Here is an 18055-nt window from a genome sequence, read left to right as displayed (position 1 = left end):
CCGTCCGCTGCTTGAAGCCCCTGCCCGCGCTATCAGGTTGTGTCCCGAAGCGCGTCTCATTGGTCTGGAAGTGTCTATAGCTGCACCGCACAGGGCAGCCAAATCACGGATTCTTACGCTCTGTTACAGACACGCTTGTTGTTCGGAGCGGTTAAAAACCTGATGGCACAAAGGCTTAAAGCTTGGTTAATGCGTGGCTAACCGATGGCCGTTCTGTGGCGTGGATGCATCACGCAGCTGGGGATAGCGTCTCAAACGTTAACCCTGCTGTGACCCCAGTCCTCACATTTCGCAACCAAGGGTTGCTTCGCTGCAGCGCGAAGGGCCGGCGGTCTCCCGCCGGCCCCTTTTCCGTCGTCGCTCGCTCCGAGCGGTCAGTTCGCCTGGCGGCGGAGGAAGGCCGGGATCTCGAGCTGATCGTCGTCCATCATCCGGGACTGGGGTGCGACGCGTCCCTGGGCGTCGAGGCCGCCCTGGGCCGGCCGGTACTGCGGCGCCGCGGGAAGCGGAGCGCGCGGGGCAGCCGGCACGTGCGGCTGGTTCGGCTGGGGCTGGGCCAGCTGGGGCTGAGCCATATGCTGCTGACCTTGGTGCGGCTGCGGCGCCACCGGGCCGGCGGCCCGGGGAGCGGGCACGCCCTCCATGTCGTCCCGCCGTCCGCCGAAGCCGACGGTGGCGAGACGGCGCAGCAGCGAGGTCCGCTTGGATTCCGGGGCGGCTTCCTCGGCGGCCCGATTCGCCAGGATCTGGTTCTGGGCGATCGGCGGCAGTTCGTGGATCTGCGGCATGCGCGGGGCGCGGGCGAGCGGCGCGGCCGCGGGGGCGGCCGGACGCGGGGGCACGAACGGGCCGGCCTGGAACTGCGGCGCCGGCTCGGCCTGCTGCGGAGCGGGGGCCGGGACGAACGGCGCGGCGGCCCGCGGCTGGGACGGGGCGAGGACGACCTCGTCGCGGGCGACCGGGGCGGGAGCCTCGAAGCGGGTCTCGGCGCGCATCTCGGGGGCCGGCTGCGGGGCGGCCGGCGCCTGATGCTGCGCGGGGGCCTGGGCGATCGAGTCCGTGCGGATGCTCGGAACCGGCGAGGTCGCGCGGGCGCGGGCCTCGGCGCGCAGGCGCTCGGCGACTTCAGCGATGCGCTGCTCGGTCTCGGCGATCGCCGGGTTGTTCGGCGAGTTGGCCGAGATCAGCAGCGGCTCGATGCCGGTGGCCACGACAGACACCCGGATGATGCCATCGAGGCTTTCGTCGAAGGTGGCGCCCAGGATGATGTTGGCGTCCTGGTCGACCTCCTCGCGGATGCGGGTGGCGGCCTCGTCGAGTTCGTACAGGGTCAGGTCCGAGCCGCCGGTGATCGAGATCAGCAGGCCGCGGGCGCCCTTCATGGAGACGTCGTCGAGGAGCGGGTTGGCGATGGCCGCCTCGGCGGCGCGGTTGGCGCGCTTCTCGCCCGACGCCTCGCCGGTGCCCATCATGGCCTTGCCCATGCCGCGCATGATCGCCCGGACGTCGGCGAAGTCGAGGTTGATCAGGCCTTCCTTGACCATCAGGTCGGTGATGCAGGCGACGCCGGAGTAGAGCACCTGGTCGGCCATCGCGAAGGCGTCGGCGAAGGTGGTCTTCTCGTTGGCGACCCGGAACAGGTTCTGGTTCGGGATCACGATCAGGGTGTCGACCGCGGCCTGCAACTCCTGGATGCCGCTCTCGGCGGTGCGCATGCGGCGCACGCCTTCGAACTGGAACGGCTTGGTCACGACGCCGACCGTGAGGATGCCCATGTCGCGGGCGGTCCGGGCGATGACCGGCGCTGCGCCGGTGCCGGTGCCACCGCCCATGCCGGCGGTGATGAAGCACATGTGGGCGCCCGAGAGCTGGTCCCGGATCTCGTCGATCACTTCGTCGGCGGCGGCCGAGCCGACCTCCGGGTGGGAGCCGGCGCCGAGGCCCTGGGTGACGCCCAGGCCCATCTGGATCACCCGCTCCGCCTTCGAGGAGGTGAGCGCCTGCGCGTCGGTGTTGGCGACCACGAACTCGCAGCCGAGCAGGCCTGATTCGATCATGTTGTTGACTGCGTTGCCGCCTGCGCCGCCGACACCGAAGACGGTGATGCGGGGCTTGAGTTCCCGGATGTCCGGCGCCTGGAGGGTAATGGCCATGGTGTCGAGCCTCTCGCTTACTCTGCTTTCCGTGCGGCGCTGCGGCGCCGATATTTTTTCGATCCCCCGCCCGTGAAGGCGGCGGTGAAACCCTAGAAGCTCTCTCGGAGCCAGCGCCCGACCCGGCTGATGTACCGGTCCGATCCCGTGGCCGCGAAGGCGCCGTGCCCCCGCGGCTCGAAGTGCTCGGCGTGCGCCACCTGCGGGTAGACCAGCAGGCCGACGGCGGCCGAGAAGGCCGGTCCCTTGGCCGCCTCGGGCAGGCCGCGGATCCCCAGCGGCCGGCCGATCCGGACCTGACCCTGGAGGACGCGCCGGGCGACTTCCGGCAGGCCGACGAGCTGGCTGGCGCCGCCCGTCAGCACCACCCGCCGGCCGGCCTGGGCGGCGAAGCCGGCATCCCGCAGGCGGTCGCGGACCAGCTCGACCACCTCCTCGACCCGCGGCTTGATGATCCGCACCAGCTGCGAGCGCGGGATGTGGGCCGGGGCCTCGCCCTCGTCCTCGCCGACCCCGTGCACGGCGATCATGTCGCGATCGTCGGACGGGGTGGAGAGGGCCGAGCCGTAAAGGGTCTTCAGCCGCTCGGCCGCGGCCATGCGGGTGGAGAGCCCCCGGGCGATATCCATGGTGACGTGGTGTCCGCCGACCGCCACCGCGTCCACGTGGACGAGGTGGCCGCCCGAGAACACGCCGACGCTGGTGGTGCCGCCGCCCATGTCGACGACGCACACGCCCATCTCGGCCTCGTCGTCCACCAGGGCCGAGAGCCCGGCGGCGTAGGGCGTGGCGATCACCGCCTCGACCCCGAGGTGGCAATGCTCGACCGCCAGCATGACGTTGCGGGCGGCGGCGAGTTCGCTCGTCACGACATGCAGGTCGACCCCGAGGGCCTCGCCGATCATGCCCGACGGATCGATCACGGCACCCTGCCCGTCCAGCGCGTAGCCGGTGGGCAGGGCGTGCAGCACGGCCCGTCCGGGGCTGACGCCGTGGGCGCTCGCCGTCTCCAGCACCCGCTCGACATCGCTGCCGGTGACGGTGCCGGAGCGGGTGTTCACCCGGGCCTGGAAATGCTGCGAGGCGAGCCGGCCGCCCGACATGTTGACGATGACCGACTGGACCTCGACCTTGGCCATCCGCTCGGCGGCGTGGACCGCCTGGCGGATCGCGCCCTCGGCGGCGGCGAGATCGACGATCGCCCCACCCTTCAGCCCCAGCGAGCGCTGGTGGCCGATGCCGATGATGCGGGCGAGGTGCGTCCGGCCGCGCAGGGTCGAGAGCGCCTCGGCCGGCTGCAACTCGGCGATGAGGCAGACGACCTTGCTGGTGCCGATGTCGAGCACCGACAGGGTGGTCGAGCGCCGGGCGGAGAGCGGCTTCAGGCGCGGCGTGAGGCCGTGTTGGCTGTGCATTGACACTACCGGACGCAGAAGGCGGGACGGGCGGAGATCGAGGTTAAGGGCATCAGCTGGCCGCGCCCTTCTTCTTCGCCTTCTGGGCTTCCGCGCGGGCGGCGGCGGCCTCCTCGGTCAGGCGCACCACCAGGCGGTCGGGCATGCGCAGGTCCACCGCGATGATGTCCTTTTCGAGCAGGCCGGCCTCGCGCTCGAACCGGACGAGACGCGCGAGCGCCGCGGCTGGGTCGATCTCGGGCAGGCGCACGTCCACGCCGTCGAGCTTGAGGGTCCAGCGCCGGCCCGAGACGTAGGTCCCGGCCTTGATCCGCTCGGAGAGCGGACCGGCGGCGGCGATGAGGGCGAGATATTCGGGCAGCTTGTTGTTGGCGTCGTCGCCCACGACGAGCGGCAGGCTGGCGTAGCGGTCGTCCCGCATCGCGTCGATCACGGTGCCGTCGGCGGCGATCACGTTGATCTCGCCGTTCTTCTGCCAGAGGGCGGCGGGCTCGCGCTCGACCTGGGTGATCGCGATCTCGTTCGGATAGATCTTGCGGACCGAAGCCTGGGCGATCAGCGGCACGGCCAGCAGCTTCTCGCGCACCGCCACGACGTCCAGGAACGGGACCGAGGAGCGCCAGTCGATGCCGGCTGCCGACAGCACCTCGCGCTCGTACATCCGGGAGATGCCCGAGATGGTCACGCGCTCGACGCCGAAGCCGAGGACCCGCGCGGCGATGTCCAGGGGCCGACCCTGCTCGGCGACGAAGGACTCGTAGCGCCCGCTCGCCACGAAGCCCGCGAGCGCCACGGTGGCGAGGGATACGGAGACGCCCACGGTGCCGACGCCGCGCGGCAGGCGCTGGGTCAGGAGCTGGCCCCTGCGGGACCGGCGCACCGAGAGGGAGCGGGCGGGAGTGCGTCCGGTGAGCCGATCCAGCGCGGCGCCGACGAGGCGCGCGGGAAGGCTGCGACCGGCAGCGTCACCGCCGCTCAGCGATTCAGAGAAGCGTCCTCCACCATCCATCGGACGAGCTCACCGAAACCAAGACCCGCATGGGCCGCCATCTCCGGCACAAGGCTCGTCTGGGTCATGCCGGGTTGCGTGTTGACCTCCAGGACGACGAGCAAACCGGTTCCACCCGGTGTGTCGTCGTAGCGAAGGTCGGCACGGCTGACGCCCCGGCAGCCCAGTGCTTGATGCGCCGTTAACGACAGTTCTTGGACACGCTGGTAAACATTTGGTTTAAGTTCGGCCGGCAGCACGTGGACCGACCCCCCCGGGGCGTACTTCGCGTCGTAGTCGTACCAGTCCCCCGTGGCGGCCTTCACCTCGATCACCCCGAGCGCCTTGTCGCCCATCACCCCGCAGGTCAGTTCGCGACCGGCTATGTAAGGTTCTGCAAGGACTTGCTCGCCGAAGGTCCAGTCCTCCGAGGCGAGGATCTGGGGCGGGTGCGACCGGCCGTCGCGGACGATGATGACCCCCACGGACGAGCCCTCAGCGATCGGCTTGACCACGTAGGGCGGCGGCAGCGGGTGGTTTTTCGCGGCCTCGAAGCGGTTAACGATCCGACCTGCCGGCACGTCCACGCCGGCTGCGTGCAGCACCGTCTTCGCCCGCTCCTTGTTCATGGCCAGCGCCGACGCGAGCACGCCCGAATGGGTGTACGGAATCTTCAGGATCTCCAGCAGCCCCTGGATTGTCCCGTCCTCTCCGTCCGGACCGTGCAGGGCGTTGAAGGCCACGTCCGGCCGCAGCTCGGTGAGCACCGAGGCGATGGCGGGCCCGACGTCGACGCGGGTGACCCGGTACCCCTCCCCTTCGAGCGCCGTGGCGCAGGCCGCGCCGGAATTAAGCGAGACCTCGCGCTCGGCGGAGGTACCGCCCAGGAGGACGGCGACGTGCTTGGACATGGTGGGCTCCGGGAAAGTCTGGGTCGAGGATCGGGTCACGTTGGGCCGACCAGGTCATGGATCGCGGCGAAGACCGCCGCCGCAGTGGCCGGCGGCAGAGCGCCGATGCGGCGCAGGATGCGGCCGGGTTCGATGCAGGCGATCTTCAGCGGACGGACCGTGGAGGCGACGCCGAGGCCCGCTGCGGCGAAATCCCTGATCGGGATGTCACCGCTCATGCCGGCGTTTCGGGCGCTCGTGATCATCGCAATCCGCACGTAGCCGGCCTGCGCGACCGCGGCTCCGGAGACGACGACGGCGGAGCGTCGCTTCTCGGCCACGCGGTCCGAGTAGGGGAACTTCACGACCACGACGCAGCCGGCCGAAAAGCTCGCGGCCTCAGAGGTCGGCATAATCTTCGTCATCGATGGGGCCGCCCCATTCCATGAAGGCGACGAACGGATCCTCGCCCTCCGGGGGCGCCTTGTCGATGCGGACGCCGTCCGGTGAGATCCGGTAGCGCAGACGATCCCCCGGGCCGATAGAAAGGCGCTCGCGTACCTCTGCGGGCAGCACGGTCTGGCTCTTGACCGAGATCTTCGAGTAGGCGGTGCGGGCGGACTTGCCGGGCATGGCCGATACCCCTTCAACGCGACTTACAACTTACTGACTTACCGCCGCCGAATCCACGCCGATCCGCCGGATCTCCCAGCGCAGCGTGACGCCGCTGGTCTCCCGAACCCGGCGCCGGACTTCCTCGCCCAGTCCCTCGATATCGGCAGCGGTGGCGCCGCCGGTGTTGATCAGGAAGTTGCAATGCATCGGCGAGACCTGGGCGCCGCCCCGGGTCAGGCCGCGGCAGCCGGCGGCGTCGACGAGCTGCCAGGCTTTGCCACCCTCCGGGTTGGCGAAGGTCGAGCCGCCGGTGCGCTCGCGGATCGGTTGTGCGGCCTCGCGGGCCGCCGTGACCCGCTCCATTTCGGCTTCGATCGCGGCGCGGTCCCCGGGTGTTCCGCGGAACAACGCGCGCGTGAAGATGACGTCCTCGGGCGCGTCGGAATGCCGGTAGGAAAAACCCATCTCGGCGTGGCTGAAGCGGCGCAGCGCCCCGGTCCGGTCGATGCCATGCGCCTCGACCAGCACGTCGGTGGTCTCGCCGCCATGGGCGCCGGCGTTCATCCGCAGGGCGCCCCCGATCGAGCCCGGAATGCCCCGGTAGAACGCGAGTCCGTCGAGCCCGGCCTCGGCGGCCGCCTTGGCGAGGCGCATGTCCGGCACGGCGGTGCCGACCTGCAACGTCTCGCCGTCGATCGCGATACCGCCGAACGCCTTGCCGCCGAGCCGGATGACCACGCCCGGCACGCCGCCGTCGCGGACGATCAGGTTGGAGCCGAGGCCGATCACGGTGACCGGCACATCGGGTTCCAGGGCGGCGAGGAGGTGCGCGAGATCCTCCTCGTCCGCCGGGGTGAACAGGACCTCGGCCGGACCGCCAACGCGGAACCAGGTCAGGTCGGCCAGCGGCTGGTCGGCGAGCAGGCGCCCGCGCAGGGCCGGCGCGGCGGCGCGGATTCGGTCGTGGAGCGATGCGGTCATGGGGTAATCTCCCCTCTCCCCACAGGCGGGACTACGGTCTTCATACAGTTCAAGAGGTGACGCTGGTCCCCTCTCCCCGCGCGCGGGGAGAGGCCCGCATGGACCTTGTCGTCCGTGCGGGAAGCGCAGGCGAAGCCGGAGCGGAGGTGAGGGGGCGTGAACGGATGAGGCTCATTCGGAGCCGCCCCCTCACCCTCGGCTGCCGCCTCGCTCCGGCGACGACAAGGTCGTCGCGGCCCTCTCCCCGCACGCGGGGAGAGGGGGGCAGCGCGGCCAGGATGGTGTCCAGAACCGCACCAATATTGTCCGCGATCTCGGGATTCCAGAAGCGGAGGACGTGGTAGCCCTGTGCGGCCAGCCATTCGTCCCGGATGCGATCGCGTACATTGTCCGCGTGCTGGCTGCCATCGATCTCGACGATCAGGCGCGCCTCGCGACAGCAGAAATCCGCGACGTAGCGCCCGATCGATTCCTGCCGCACGAACTTGAAGCCGGCAAGACGTCGATCGCGCAGGCGATACCAGAGGCGACGCTCCGCCTCCGTTTGAACGAGGCGCAGATGGCGCCGAAACCGGGTACGTTCCGCCTTGGCCGATCGCATCTCCCCATTTCCCCGCGCGGCTCGATCTACGGCTAGGATGCTGCCCGTGACCATCGTCAGAACCCGGACGCCTTCCGGCGAGGCCATCGTGATCCTGCCGGAGGCGGAGTTCGAGCGGCTGCGCGAACTGGCGGACGACACGCTCGACACCTGCGTCATCGACAAGTCGCAGAGCCGCCTGAACGCCGGCGACGAAGAACGCCTCGATGAGTCCGATCTCGATGCGTTGCGCGCGGCCCCGAGCCCCCTGGCGTTCTGGCGCGCCCGGCGAGGGATGACGGTCGCCGCGCTGGCGCGCGACGGCGCGGTGCCCGAGGTGCAACTCACCGATCTGGAAACGGGCGCGGGCACGGCCGATCCTGCCGTCTACGAACGGCTGGCGCGGGCACTCGACATCGATGTCGAAGACCTCATGCCTGACTCAGCCTGATCGACGCCCATCCGCTCACTTACCTCGCGCGGCGAGTTCGCCCGGCAGCGCGTAGGCCCATTGCGTGATCGTGCCGGCGCCGAGGCACACGACGTAGTCGGTGGGCTTGGCGAGTTCGGCGACGATGCCGGCCAGTTCCTCGGGCCGCTCCAAGGGGCGGGCGTCCCGGTGGCCGCGGGAGCGCAGGCCCGCGACCAGGGCGTCCCGGTCGGCGCCCTCGATCGGCGACTCGCCGGCCGTGTAGACCGGGGCGACGATCACCGTGTCGGCGTCGTTGAAGCAGGTGCAGAAATCGTCGAACAGCGACGCGAGCCGGGTGTAGCGGTGCGGCTGCACCACCGCGATGACGTTGCCGTCGGTCGATGCGCGGGCGGCCTTGAGCACCGCCTTGATCTCCACCGGATGGTGTCCGTAATCGTCGAAGATCGTCGCCCCGTTCCACTCGCCGGTGCGGGTGAACCGGCGTTTCACGCCACCGAACCCGGCGAGCGCCCGGCGGATGGCGTCGTGCGAGACGCCGAGCTCGTTGGCGACGGCGAGCGCTGCGGTGGCGTTGAGCGCGTTGTGCTTGCCCGGCATCGGCAGGACCAGGTCTTCCATCTCCATGCGGAAGCCCGGGCGCCGGTCGCGGATCATGACGCGGAAGCGGCTCTGGCCGCCCTTCAGGTCCACGTCGAGCAGGCGCACGTCGGCCTGAGGATTTTCGCCGTACGTGATGATGCGCCGGTCCTCGATATGGCCGACCATGTCCTGCACCACCGGGTGGTCGGTGCACATCACCGCGAAGCCGTAGAACGGGATGTTGTCGATGAAGCGCCGGAACGCGTCCTTCACCGCCTCGAACGAGCCGAAATGGTCGAGATGCTCGGGGTCGATGTTGGTGACGATGGCGACGTCGGCCGGCAGCTTGAGGAAGGTGCCGTCGGATTCGTCGGCCTCCACCACCATCCAGTCGCCCTCACCCATCCGGGCGTTGGTGCCGTAGGCGTTGATGATGCCGCCGTTGATCACGGTCGGGTCGAGGCTGCCGGCGTCGAGCAGGGTCGCGACCAGCGAGGTCGTGGTGGTCTTGCCGTGGGTGCCCGCGATGGCGACGCAGGACTTGAAGCGCATCAATTCGGCCAGCATCTCGGCGCGCCGAACTACCGGAAGGCGACGCTCGCGGGCGGCCTGCAGCTCCGGGTTGTCCCGACGGATCGCGGTCGAGACCACCACCAGGGCGGCCGCGTCGACGTTCTCGGCCTGATGGCCGACGAAGGTGCGGATGCCCTTCTCGGCCAGCCGGCGGACGTTGGCGTTGTCCGAGGCGTCGGAGCCCTGGACCGTGTAGCCGAGGTTGCTCATCACCTCGGCGATGCCGGACATGCCGATGCCGCCGATGCCGATGAAGTGGATGGGGCCGAGCTTGTCGGGCAGCTTCATCTGTCGTCGTACCTTCCGTAAAGTCATGGTTTCAAAAGGTCCGGGACCTTTTGCGGGTGCAGGGCGGAGCCCTGCTGTCGGGCCTTGCCCAACGCATCAGGGCTCCGCCCTGACGACCCGCCAAAGGGCTGAGCCCTTTGGAAACCCGATTGCTAACCGCTTCTGGCAGTCTGGATGACGACCTCGGCCAGCCGCTCGGCGGCGTCGTGGATGCCCGCGCTTCTGGCCGCATCGGCCGCCGCGGTCAATTTTGCCGGCGTCTCGAAGCAGGCGACCAGCTCGGCCGCGAGGCGATCCGGCGTGAACGCGGTCTGCTTCAGGGCCAGCGCCGCGCCGATCGCGTCGAGGGTCGCGGCGTTGGCGGCCTGGTCCTGATCGAGGGAGCCGGGCAGCGGCACCAGGATCGACGGCCGGCCGATCGCGGACAGCTCCGAGACCGTCGAGGCGCCCGAGCGCGAGACCACGAGGTGGCTCGCGGCCATGCGGGCCGGCAGGTCCTTGAAGAACGGCGCGGCCTCGAGCCCGGCGAGCCCCAGGGCGAGGTAGCGGTTCTGCACCGCGGTCAGGTCCTCGGGCCGGACCTGCTGAATGAGGTGCAGGCGGGCGCGCAAGTCGGCGGGCAGGCGCTCGATCGCCTCGGGCACGACCTCGCCCATGACCCGCGCGCCCTGGCTGCCGCCGAACACGAGGAGCCGCAGGCCGTCGCCGAACGTGGGATACGGGATCTTGGCCGCCTCGATCACGGCCGGGCGGAGCGGGTTGCCGGTATGGATGCGCGGCGCGCGCGCCTTGTCGGGTACGCCCCGGACCTCCTTGAAGCCGGTGGCGATGGTGCGGGCGCCCCGGGCCAGGAAGGCGTTGGCTCGGCCCATCACGGCGTTCTGCTCGTGCAGCACCGTCGGCACTCGCAGGATCTGGCCGGCGAGCACAGGCGGCACGGTCGGGTAGCCGCCGAAGCCGACGATCGCGGCCGGGTTGATCCGCCGGATCTCCCTGGCGGCGACGCCGAAGCCGCGGCCCAGCGTCAGCACGGCGCCGGCCCGCTTCAGGGGCGAGCGGCCCGAGGGCGTCGCGGAGGCGATCGTGATCACCTCGGAAGCCGGGAACTCGCCCGAGATGGCTTCGACCCGGGCGTCGGTGGCGAGCGCCACCCGGATGCCGCGGGCGCGGAGAGCATGGGCGAGGCTCTCGGCCGGGAACAGGTGGCCGCCGGTGCCGCCCGCGCAGAGCAGGATCGTGGGGGTGAAGACCGTCACCGCATCACCCCGGCGACGGTGGCCGACGCGGTGCCGGGCGGCTTCTGGCTGAGCAGGACGGTGCGCGGACGTTTGCGGGTCAAGGCGACCAGGAAGCCGGTGCCGAGCGCCAGCGAGATCATCGACGAGCCGCCGAAGGAGACGAACGGCAGGGTCATGCCCTTGGCCGGCATCAGCTGGGTGTTCACCGCCATGTTGATGCAGGCCTGGAGTCCGAACAGGGTGGTCAGTCCGGTGATCGCCAGCCGCGAGAAGGTGTCGTCGGTGCGCCGGGCGAGCTTGAGGCCGCGCAGCACGATGAAGGCGAACAGGCCGACGAGGCACAGGCAGACGATCACGCCGAATTCCTCACCGGTGACAGAGAAGATGAAGTCGGTATGTGCGTCCGGAAGGTGGCGCTTGGCCACCCCCTCCCCCGGGCCGGTGCCGAACCAGCCGCCCGAGCGGAATGATTCCCGCGACCAGAAGTCTTGGAAGCCGCCGCCCGAATCGCGGTCGAGGAACTTGTTGAAGCGCTCGCGGACGTGATGGAAGAACAGGTAGGCCGCGAACACGCCGCCGAGGCCCAGAACGCCGAGCAGCGCCACCCAGATCAGGTGCAGGCCGGCGACGAAGAACAGGGCGCACCACACCATGGTGATCAGCATGGTCTGGCCGAAATCCGGCTGCAGCAGCAGCGGCACGATGGTGACCGGCAGGAGCAGCATCGCCAGGAAGCCGCCCGGCATATCGCGGCGCTGGGCGCCCTCCGAGAACGCCCAGGCCGCCACGACCACGAAGGCCGGCTTGACGAATTCCGACGGCTGCAAGCCGATCGGTCCGAACTGGATCCAGCGATGCGCGCCCTTGATCTCCGGGCCGAACTTGCCGGCGAGCAGGCAGAGCGCGACGCCGCAGATCCAGGTGACCAGCGCGAGCCGCCGGACCCCGCGCAGGGACAGGAACGACACCGCGCAGATCAGCAGGATGGTCGGCGCGAGGTAGAGCGCCTGCCGGTTGAGGAAGTAGAAGGTCGGCAGGCCGATGCGCTCGGCGACCGGTGGGCCGCCGCCCATCAGGAAGACCAGGCCGGCCACCATCAGCGCGAACAGCGCCGCGAGCAGCCCGCGGTCCACCGTCCACCACCAGTCGGTGAGGGGTGTGCGTTCCGCGCGTGAGATCATGCCGGGCAACGACTCCAGGCCGCGCGGAGGCCGGTCCGCGTCGGTCGGGCCGATCCTGTGGGGGAATGGTAAACGGAGCCTTATGGCCGGATGACCCTGGCGGCACCTGGGATTCCTCGGCGCGGAAGAACTACCGTATTCGTCCGAGGTATACTGTCGACGATGTCATCGAATGTTAATTCTCATTGTGCAACTTGGAGGTGTATCCCCACCAGGATCGGAGAGCGGTGCGATGCGTGCCCCGCTCTGCCAGGCCCGATCCGCACAGCAGAAGCCGGTCCGACATGTTCGCTGCTCTGAAGGTCCGTGAAGCGCAGGCCAAGCTGGCGGCCCTCGACCGCGTCCAGGGGCTGATCGAGTTCGATCTCGACGGCCGCATCCTGTCGGCGAACGGCAATTTCCTCGACGCGGTCGGCTACACCCTGCCCGAGGTGGTCGGGCAGCATCACAGCCTCTTCGTCGATCCGGAATACCGGGATTCAGCGGATTACCGGGCGTTCTGGGAGCGCCTGCGCGGCGGCGCGTTCGAGTCGGGCCAGTTCCGTCGGGTCGGTCGCGGCGGGCGGACGATCTGGATCCAGGCCTCCTACAACCCGATGCTCGACGCCCGGGGCCGGCCCTACAAGGTGGTGAAGTTCGCCACCGACATCACTCGGCAGCGCACCGAGGAGGCCGACCGCGCCGGCCAGATCGCCGCGATCCACAAGGTCCAGGCGGTGATCGCCTTCGACCTCGACGGCATGGTCCTCGAGGCTAACGACAACTTCCTCGCCGCGATGGGCTACGGCCGCGACGAGGTGGTCGGGCAGCATCACAGCCTGTTCGTCGAGGCGGGCTACCGGGACAGCGAAGCCTACCGGGCGTTCTGGGCGGCCTTGCGCAACGGCACCTATCAGGCTGCCCAGTTCCGCCGCCTCGGCAAGGACGGGCGGGAGATCTGGATCCAGGCCTCCTACAACCCGATCCTCGACGCCGGTGGCCGGCCCTACAAGGTGGTGAAGTTCGCCACCGACATCACCGATCAGGTCCGCCTGCTGGCCGACCTACGCAGGTTGATCGACAGCAATTTCGGCGCGATCGAGCACGCGGTCATGCATTCCACGGACGCCGCCCGCCTGGCCTCCTCGGCGGCGGACTCGACCTCCGGCAACGTCCAGACCGTGGCGGCGGCGGCCGAAGAGCTCGCCGCCTCCGTCGCCGAGATGTCCCAGAGCATCGTGCGCTCCCAGGGCGCCACCGACACCGCCTACGCCTGCGTGCGCGAGGCGGACGGCCACACCAAGCGGCTCGCCGACAGCGCGACGGCGATGTCCAGCATCGTCGGGCTGATCCAGAGCATCGCCGGCCAGATCAATCTGCTGGCGCTCAACGCCACCATCGAGGCCGCCCGGGCCGGCGAGGCGGGCCGCGGCTTCGCGGTGGTGGCCAGCGAGGTGAAGGCGCTCGCCGACCAAGCGGCCCGCGCCACCGGGCAGATCAACAGCGAGATCGCCAGCGTCCAGCAGGTCTCGCAGGAAGTGGTGGTCGCATTGGGCTCGATCGGGGCCTCGGTCTCGGTGATGCGCGAGACCGTGGTGTCCACCGCGGCGGCGATCGAGGAGCAGAGTGCGGTGACCCGGGACCTCGCCGAGAGCATGCAGAGCGCCGCCGGTGCGGTCACGGCGATTACCGGCAATATCGGGGCGATCGCGCAAGCCGTCGCCGACGTCTCCGAGGCGGTCGCCACCACCCGCGATGCCGCCAAGGTGCTGGCGCGCTGACCGGCCCGGACCGGGTTTCCAAAGGGCTCAGCCCTTTGGCTGGGTTCGGGGGCGGAGCCCCTGATGCATCGGGCGAGGCCCGACAGCAAGGCGCCGCCCTGCACCCGCAAAAGGTCTCGACCTTTTGAAACCCTGAAGACCGAAGCCCTCAGGGCAGCGCCTGCACCAGTTCCCGGAACCGGTCGCCGCGGATCTCGAAATTGCGGAACTGGTCGTAGGAGGCGCAGGCCGGCGAGAGCAGCACCACCGGCTCCGGGGCGCCCGAGGCGGCGGCGTTCTCGGCGGCCTTGGGGACCGCGACGTCGAGGGTCTCGCAGCGCGTGTAGGGCACGACGCCCTCCAGGGTGGCCGCGAAGGCGTCCGAGGCCGCGCCGATCAGGTAGGCGTGGGCGACCCGCTGGAAATACGGCACCAATGGGAAGATCCCGCCCTCCTTGGCCTTGCCGCCCAGGATCCAGTGGATGTCCCTGAAGGCGGTCAGCGCCTTCTCGGTGGAATCCGCGTTGGTCGCCTTGGAATCGTTGACGAACAGCACGGCGCCGCGTCGCCCGACCTGCTCCATCCGGTGCGGCAGCCCCGGGAACGAGGACAGGCCGGCCCGGATTTCTTCGCCGGTGAGGCCGAGGGCTCGGGCGACCGCCACCGCCACGGCGGCGTTCTGCCAGTTGTGGGCGCCGCGCAGCGAGCCGATGCCGTTGACGTCGGCGAGCGCTGTCCCGTCGGGGTCGCGGACGATGCCGTCGCGCACCGTCACGGCGTCGGCGCAGAGCGCGTCCCCGGTGGGTACGTGGACCCGCACGAGGTCACCGGCGCGCCGCTCGGCGATCGCCCGGCTCGGGCCGTCGTCGATCCCGACCACCGCCAGCCCGGCGCCGGCGATCAGGCGCTCCTTGATGGCGGCGTACTGCTCCATGGTGCCGTGGCGGTCGAGATGGTCCGGCGTGATGTTCATCAGCACGCCCACCGTCGGGTCGAGGCCCGGGGTCAGGTCGATCTGGAACGACGACATCTCGATCACGTGGACGCGGCCGGCATCCGGCGGCGCCAGCGACAGGATCGCGGTGCCGATGTTGCCGCCCATCTGCACGTCGCGCCCGGCCTGGGCGAGCACGTGGGCGATCAGCGCCGTGGTGGTCGACTTGCCGTTGGTGCCGGTGATCGCCACGAACGGCGCTTCGGGCGCCAGCGCCCGGCGCTCCCGGCAGAACAGCTCGATGTCGCCGACGATCTCGACTCCGGCCTCGCGGGCGAGCCGGACGGTCCAGTGCGGCTCCGGATGAGTGAGCGGCACGCCGGGGCTGAGCACCAGGGCCTTAAAGCCGGACCAGTCGGAGTCCCGCAGATCCTGCGTGCCGATGCCCGCATCCTGCGCACGCGCACGCGCAACGCTGTCGGCATTGTCGTCCCAGGCAACGACTTCAGCGCCGCCGGCCTTCAGCGCATTGGCCGTGGCCAGCCCCGATCCGCCGAGCCCGAACAGGGCGACCTTCTGGCCCGCGAAGACGGTGACGGGTGTCATGGGAAACTCAATTCAACGTGGGAACATCGCCGATCCCACCCAACCCCCTCATCCTGAGGTGCCTGCGCCAGCGGGCCTCGAAGGAGCCCTCCAGGGGTCACGCGGCCGGCTGGAGGGCTCCTTCGAGGCGCCCGCTTCGCGGCCGCACCTCAGGATGAGGGCCCGATTGGGATCGGCCGTAGTGATACATAGTCTAGCACAGTTTCTCAGCGCAGCTTCAGGGTCGCGAGGCCCGCGAGCGCCAGGATGACCGCGATGATCCAGAACCGGATCACGACCTGCGGCTCCTTCCAGCCCTTCTGCTCGAAATGGTGGTGTATCGGCGCCATCCGGAAGACGCGCTTGCCGGTGAGCTTGAACGACGCGACCTGGATGATCACCGACATCATCTCCAGGACGAACAGGCCGCCGACGATGGCCAAGACGATCTCATGCTTGGTCGCCACCGCGATGGTGCCGAGCAGGCCGCCCAGCGCCAGCGAGCCGGTGTCGCCCATGAAGATCTGGGCGGGCGGCGCGTTGAACCACAGGAAGCCGAGGCCGGCTCCGATCACCGCGCCGCAGACGACCGCGAGTTCGCCGCTGTCGCGGACGTAGTTCACCTGGAGGTAGCTCGCGGTGAACGAGTTGCCGACGAGATACGCGATGATCCCGAACGTGCCGCACGCGATCATCACCGGCACGATCGCCAGACCGTCGAGGCCGTCGGTCATGTTCACGGCGTTGCCGGCGCCGACGATCACGAAGGCTCCGAACAGGGCGTAGAACCAGCCGAGGTTCAGCAGCGCGTCCTTGAACACCGGAAAGGCGAGCTGGTTCTGCAGGGCGGCCGGTGAATAGACCGAGACGATCGTGCAGGCCGCGATGGCGATCATCGCTTCCAGGGACAGCCGGAACTTGCCGGAAAAGCCCTTGTGGGACTGCTTCGTCACCTTGAGGTAGTCGTCGTAGAAGCCGATCGCCCCGAAGCCCAGGGTCACGGTTAGGGTCACCCACACGTAGTGATTGCGCGGATTGGCCCAGAGCAGGATCGCCACGATGGCGCCCGCCAGGATCATCAGCCCGCCCATGGTCGGCGTACCGCGCTTGGTCAGCAGGTGGGTCTGGGGACCGTCCTCGCGGATCGGCTGGCCCTTGCCCTGGCGCAGGCGCAGCAGGGAGATGATCCACGGCCCGAACCAGAACACGAACAGGCCCGCCGTGAACAGCGCGCCGCCGGTGCGGAAGGTGATGTAGCGGAAGACGTTGAGCGGCGAGAACGTGCCGCTCAGTTCCGAGAGAAGGTACAGCATCCGGGCGCTCGGCCCCTTTGTTCAGGCGCGGGTTTCGGGGGGCGGCACCGATCGTCGCGAACGCTCGGGCGTGCCGATCATGGGGCGGATCAGGTCCGGATCACGGGGCGGCGGCCATTCCGCGCCGCGCCGGGTCGACCGCGTAGCGGGCTTTCAGCACATCGACAATCCGCCCCATGCGGCTGCCGTTCGATCCCTTGACCATCACGGCGTCGCCGGACCGCAGGTTGCGGGTCAGCGGCTCGATCAGGTCGGCGGCGGTGTCGGCGACGCCGCCGCGGCGGCTCACCGGCAACGCCTCGAACAGGTGGCGCATCAGCGGCCCGGAGGCGAAGACCAGGTCGATCCGAGCGGCCTCGATCGCCTCGACGAGGCCGCGATGCAGGTCGGGGGAGGCCGCGCCGAGTTCCAGCATGTCGCCCAGCACCGCGATGCGGCGGCCGCGCGGGCCGGTCTCGATGCCGGCGAGCGTCGCGATCGCGGCCCGGACCGAGGCCGGGTTGGCGTTGTAGCTCTCGTCGACCAGGTAGGCGGTGCCGCCGTCGATCTCGAGGGCGGTGCGCTCGCCGCGCCCGACCGGCGGACTCAAACCCGCCAGCGCCAGGGCCGCCTCGGCGAGATCGGCCCCCAGCGCGTGGACCACCGCCATCACGCCCAGCGAGTTCAGCGCCGCATGCCGCCCGGCGGTGCCCAGCTTGTAAGTGACGGGCTGCCCCATCACGACGGCGTCGACCACCGACAGGTCGGGGCGCAGCACGATTTTCTGCGCCCGCACGTCGGCTTCCGGATGCTCGCCGAAGCTGACGATCCGGCCGGCCCGCGACGCGCTCGCATGGGCGACCAGGCGGTCGTAATGCGCGCTGTCCCGGTTGATGATCGCCACGCCGCCGGGTTCCACGCCGGAGAAGATCTCGCCCTTGGCGTCCGCGATGGCCGAGACCGAGGCGAAATGCTCGACATGCACCGGCTCGACCGTGGTGATCAGCGCGATGTCGGGCCGGACCTGCGCGGTCAGCGGCACGATCTCGGCCGGGTGGTTCATGCCGATCTCGAACACGCCGTAGCGCGTGGTGCGCGGCATCCGGGCGAGCGTCAGGGGCACGCCCCAATGGTTGTTGTAGGAGGCCGCCGAGGCGTGGGTGTCGCCCTGCCCGGCCAGGACGTGGCGCAGGGCCTCCTTGGTCCCGGTCTTGCCGACCGAGCCGGTCACCGCCACGATCTGTGCGTCGGTGCGCGCCCGGGCGGCTTCGCCCAGGCGGGTCATCGCGGTCAGGACCGGGTCGGCCCCTGAATCCGGGACCGCCAGCACGGGGCCGTGGGCGGCCAGATCCTCGGCGCGGGCCTCGCTGACCACGGCGGCGGCGGCGCCGCGCCCGAGGGCGCTCGCGACGAAGTCGTGGCCGTCGCGCGCCTCTCCCTTGATGGCGAAGAACAGGTCGCCCAGCTGCAGCGTGCGGGTGTCGATCGACGCGCCGCCGATCGGGCGGTCTGCGCCGATCAGGCGTCCGCCGGTGGCGGCTTCGAGCTCGTCACGGGTCCAGAGTGCGGTCATGTCAGCCCCCGGTCACCA

Annotated in this window: 16 protein-coding genes; 2 read left to right on the top strand and 14 right to left on the bottom strand. The window is 70.0% G+C overall.

Annotated elements, in window-relative coordinates; all coding sequences use genetic code 11:
- Nucleotides 1–374 precede the first annotated feature (374 nt).
- From ftsZ to MFF40_RS29050, 8 genes are all read right to left on the bottom strand, one after another.
- The gene (ftsZ, locus tag MFF40_RS07125) at nucleotides 375–2153 is read right to left on the bottom strand and encodes a cell division protein FtsZ (RefSeq protein WP_147897291.1); all 1779 of its coding nucleotides are present in this window, start codon (nucleotides 2151–2153) and stop codon (nucleotides 375–377) included.
- A 92-nt stretch (nucleotides 2154–2245) separates the two neighbouring features.
- Entirely contained in the window at nucleotides 2246–3568 is a 1323-nt protein-coding gene (gene ftsA, locus MFF40_RS07120) for a cell division protein FtsA (RefSeq protein WP_147897292.1), read from the bottom strand.
- Between the two features lie 52 nt (nucleotides 3569–3620).
- A complete protein-coding gene (locus tag MFF40_RS07115) occupies nucleotides 3621–4577 on the bottom strand; it encodes a cell division protein FtsQ/DivIB (protein ID WP_238260029.1) in 957 nt (318 codons plus the stop codon).
- Nucleotides 4544–5467, bottom strand: coding sequence for a D-alanine--D-alanine ligase (locus MFF40_RS07110; RefSeq protein WP_238260027.1), 924 nt, complete (start codon nucleotides 5465–5467; stop codon nucleotides 4544–4546). The genes MFF40_RS07115 and MFF40_RS07110 overlap by 34 nt, the downstream gene beginning before the upstream one ends.
- Nucleotides 5468–5502: 35 nt before the next feature.
- The gene (locus MFF40_RS07105) at nucleotides 5503–5817 is read right to left on the bottom strand and encodes a type II toxin-antitoxin system PemK/MazF family toxin (RefSeq protein WP_238260025.1); all 315 of its coding nucleotides are present in this window, start codon (nucleotides 5815–5817) and stop codon (nucleotides 5503–5505) included.
- A 28-nt stretch (nucleotides 5818–5845) separates the two neighbouring features.
- Nucleotides 5846–6079, bottom strand: a complete 234-nt coding sequence (locus MFF40_RS07100) for an AbrB/MazE/SpoVT family DNA-binding domain-containing protein (RefSeq protein WP_238260023.1) — start codon at nucleotides 6077–6079, stop codon at nucleotides 5846–5848.
- Between the two features lie 30 nt (nucleotides 6080–6109).
- Nucleotides 6110–7042: a UDP-N-acetylmuramate dehydrogenase gene (gene murB / locus MFF40_RS07095; protein ID WP_147854201.1), complete on the bottom strand. Its 933-nt coding sequence runs from the start codon at nucleotides 7040–7042 to the stop codon at nucleotides 6110–6112.
- Nucleotides 7043–7091: 49 nt separating this feature from the next.
- Entirely contained in the window at nucleotides 7092–7643 is a 552-nt protein-coding gene (locus tag MFF40_RS29050) for an endonuclease domain-containing protein (protein ID WP_378994562.1), read from the bottom strand.
- Between the two features lie 37 nt (nucleotides 7644–7680).
- Here MFF40_RS29050 and MFF40_RS07080 point away from each other — a divergent pair, with 37 nt between their 5' ends.
- Complete coding sequence (locus MFF40_RS07080) at nucleotides 7681–8073, top strand: helix-turn-helix domain-containing protein (RefSeq protein ID WP_238260021.1); 393 nt, start codon at nucleotides 7681–7683, stop codon at nucleotides 8071–8073.
- Between the two features lie 15 nt (nucleotides 8074–8088).
- On the opposite strand, the gene murC is transcribed toward MFF40_RS07080, so the two are convergent.
- From murC to MFF40_RS07065, 3 genes are all read right to left on the bottom strand, one after another.
- Nucleotides 8089–9495, bottom strand: coding sequence for a UDP-N-acetylmuramate--L-alanine ligase (murC, locus tag MFF40_RS07075; protein WP_147854203.1), 1407 nt, complete (start codon nucleotides 9493–9495; stop codon nucleotides 8089–8091).
- Nucleotides 9496–9647: 152 nt separating this feature from the next.
- Nucleotides 9648–10751: an undecaprenyldiphospho-muramoylpentapeptide beta-N-acetylglucosaminyltransferase gene (murG, locus tag MFF40_RS07070; RefSeq protein ID WP_238260019.1), complete on the bottom strand. Its 1104-nt coding sequence runs from the start codon at nucleotides 10749–10751 to the stop codon at nucleotides 9648–9650.
- Complete coding sequence (locus tag MFF40_RS07065) at nucleotides 10748–11914, bottom strand: FtsW/RodA/SpoVE family cell cycle protein (RefSeq protein ID WP_147854205.1); 1167 nt, start codon at nucleotides 11912–11914, stop codon at nucleotides 10748–10750. The genes murG and MFF40_RS07065 overlap by 4 nt, the downstream gene beginning before the upstream one ends.
- Before the next feature lie 284 nt (nucleotides 11915–12198).
- Between MFF40_RS07065 and MFF40_RS07060 the strand changes: the two genes are divergently transcribed.
- The gene (locus MFF40_RS07060; protein WP_147854206.1) at nucleotides 12199–13674 is read left to right on the top strand and encodes a methyl-accepting chemotaxis protein; all 1476 of its coding nucleotides are present in this window, start codon (nucleotides 12199–12201) and stop codon (nucleotides 13672–13674) included.
- 148 nt (nucleotides 13675–13822) lie between these two features.
- Here the strand turns inward: MFF40_RS07060 and murD are convergent, their stop codons facing one another.
- The 3 genes from murD to MFF40_RS07045 all read right to left on the bottom strand — a co-directional run bounded on the left by murD (nucleotide 13823) and on the right by MFF40_RS07045 (nucleotide 18037).
- Nucleotides 13823–15193, bottom strand: coding sequence for a UDP-N-acetylmuramoyl-L-alanine--D-glutamate ligase (gene murD / locus MFF40_RS07055; protein WP_147854207.1), 1371 nt, complete (start codon nucleotides 15191–15193; stop codon nucleotides 13823–13825).
- 206 nt (nucleotides 15194–15399) lie between these two features.
- A complete protein-coding gene (gene mraY, locus MFF40_RS07050; RefSeq protein ID WP_147854208.1) occupies nucleotides 15400–16485 on the bottom strand; it encodes a phospho-N-acetylmuramoyl-pentapeptide-transferase in 1086 nt (361 codons plus the stop codon).
- Between the two features lie 100 nt (nucleotides 16486–16585).
- Complete coding sequence (locus MFF40_RS07045; RefSeq protein ID WP_147897293.1) at nucleotides 16586–18037, bottom strand: UDP-N-acetylmuramoylalanyl-D-glutamyl-2,6-diaminopimelate--D-alanyl-D-alanine ligase; 1452 nt, start codon at nucleotides 18035–18037, stop codon at nucleotides 16586–16588.
- Between the last annotated feature and the right edge of the window lie 18 nt (nucleotides 18038–18055).

It is taken from the genome of Methylobacterium mesophilicum (assembly GCF_022179445.1).
GTDB classification, from domain to species: Bacteria; Pseudomonadota; Alphaproteobacteria; order Rhizobiales; family Beijerinckiaceae; genus Methylobacterium; species Methylobacterium mesophilicum.
Note: the sequence above shows the minus strand (reverse complement) of the source record. Positions and strands in the feature narration are given on the sequence as shown.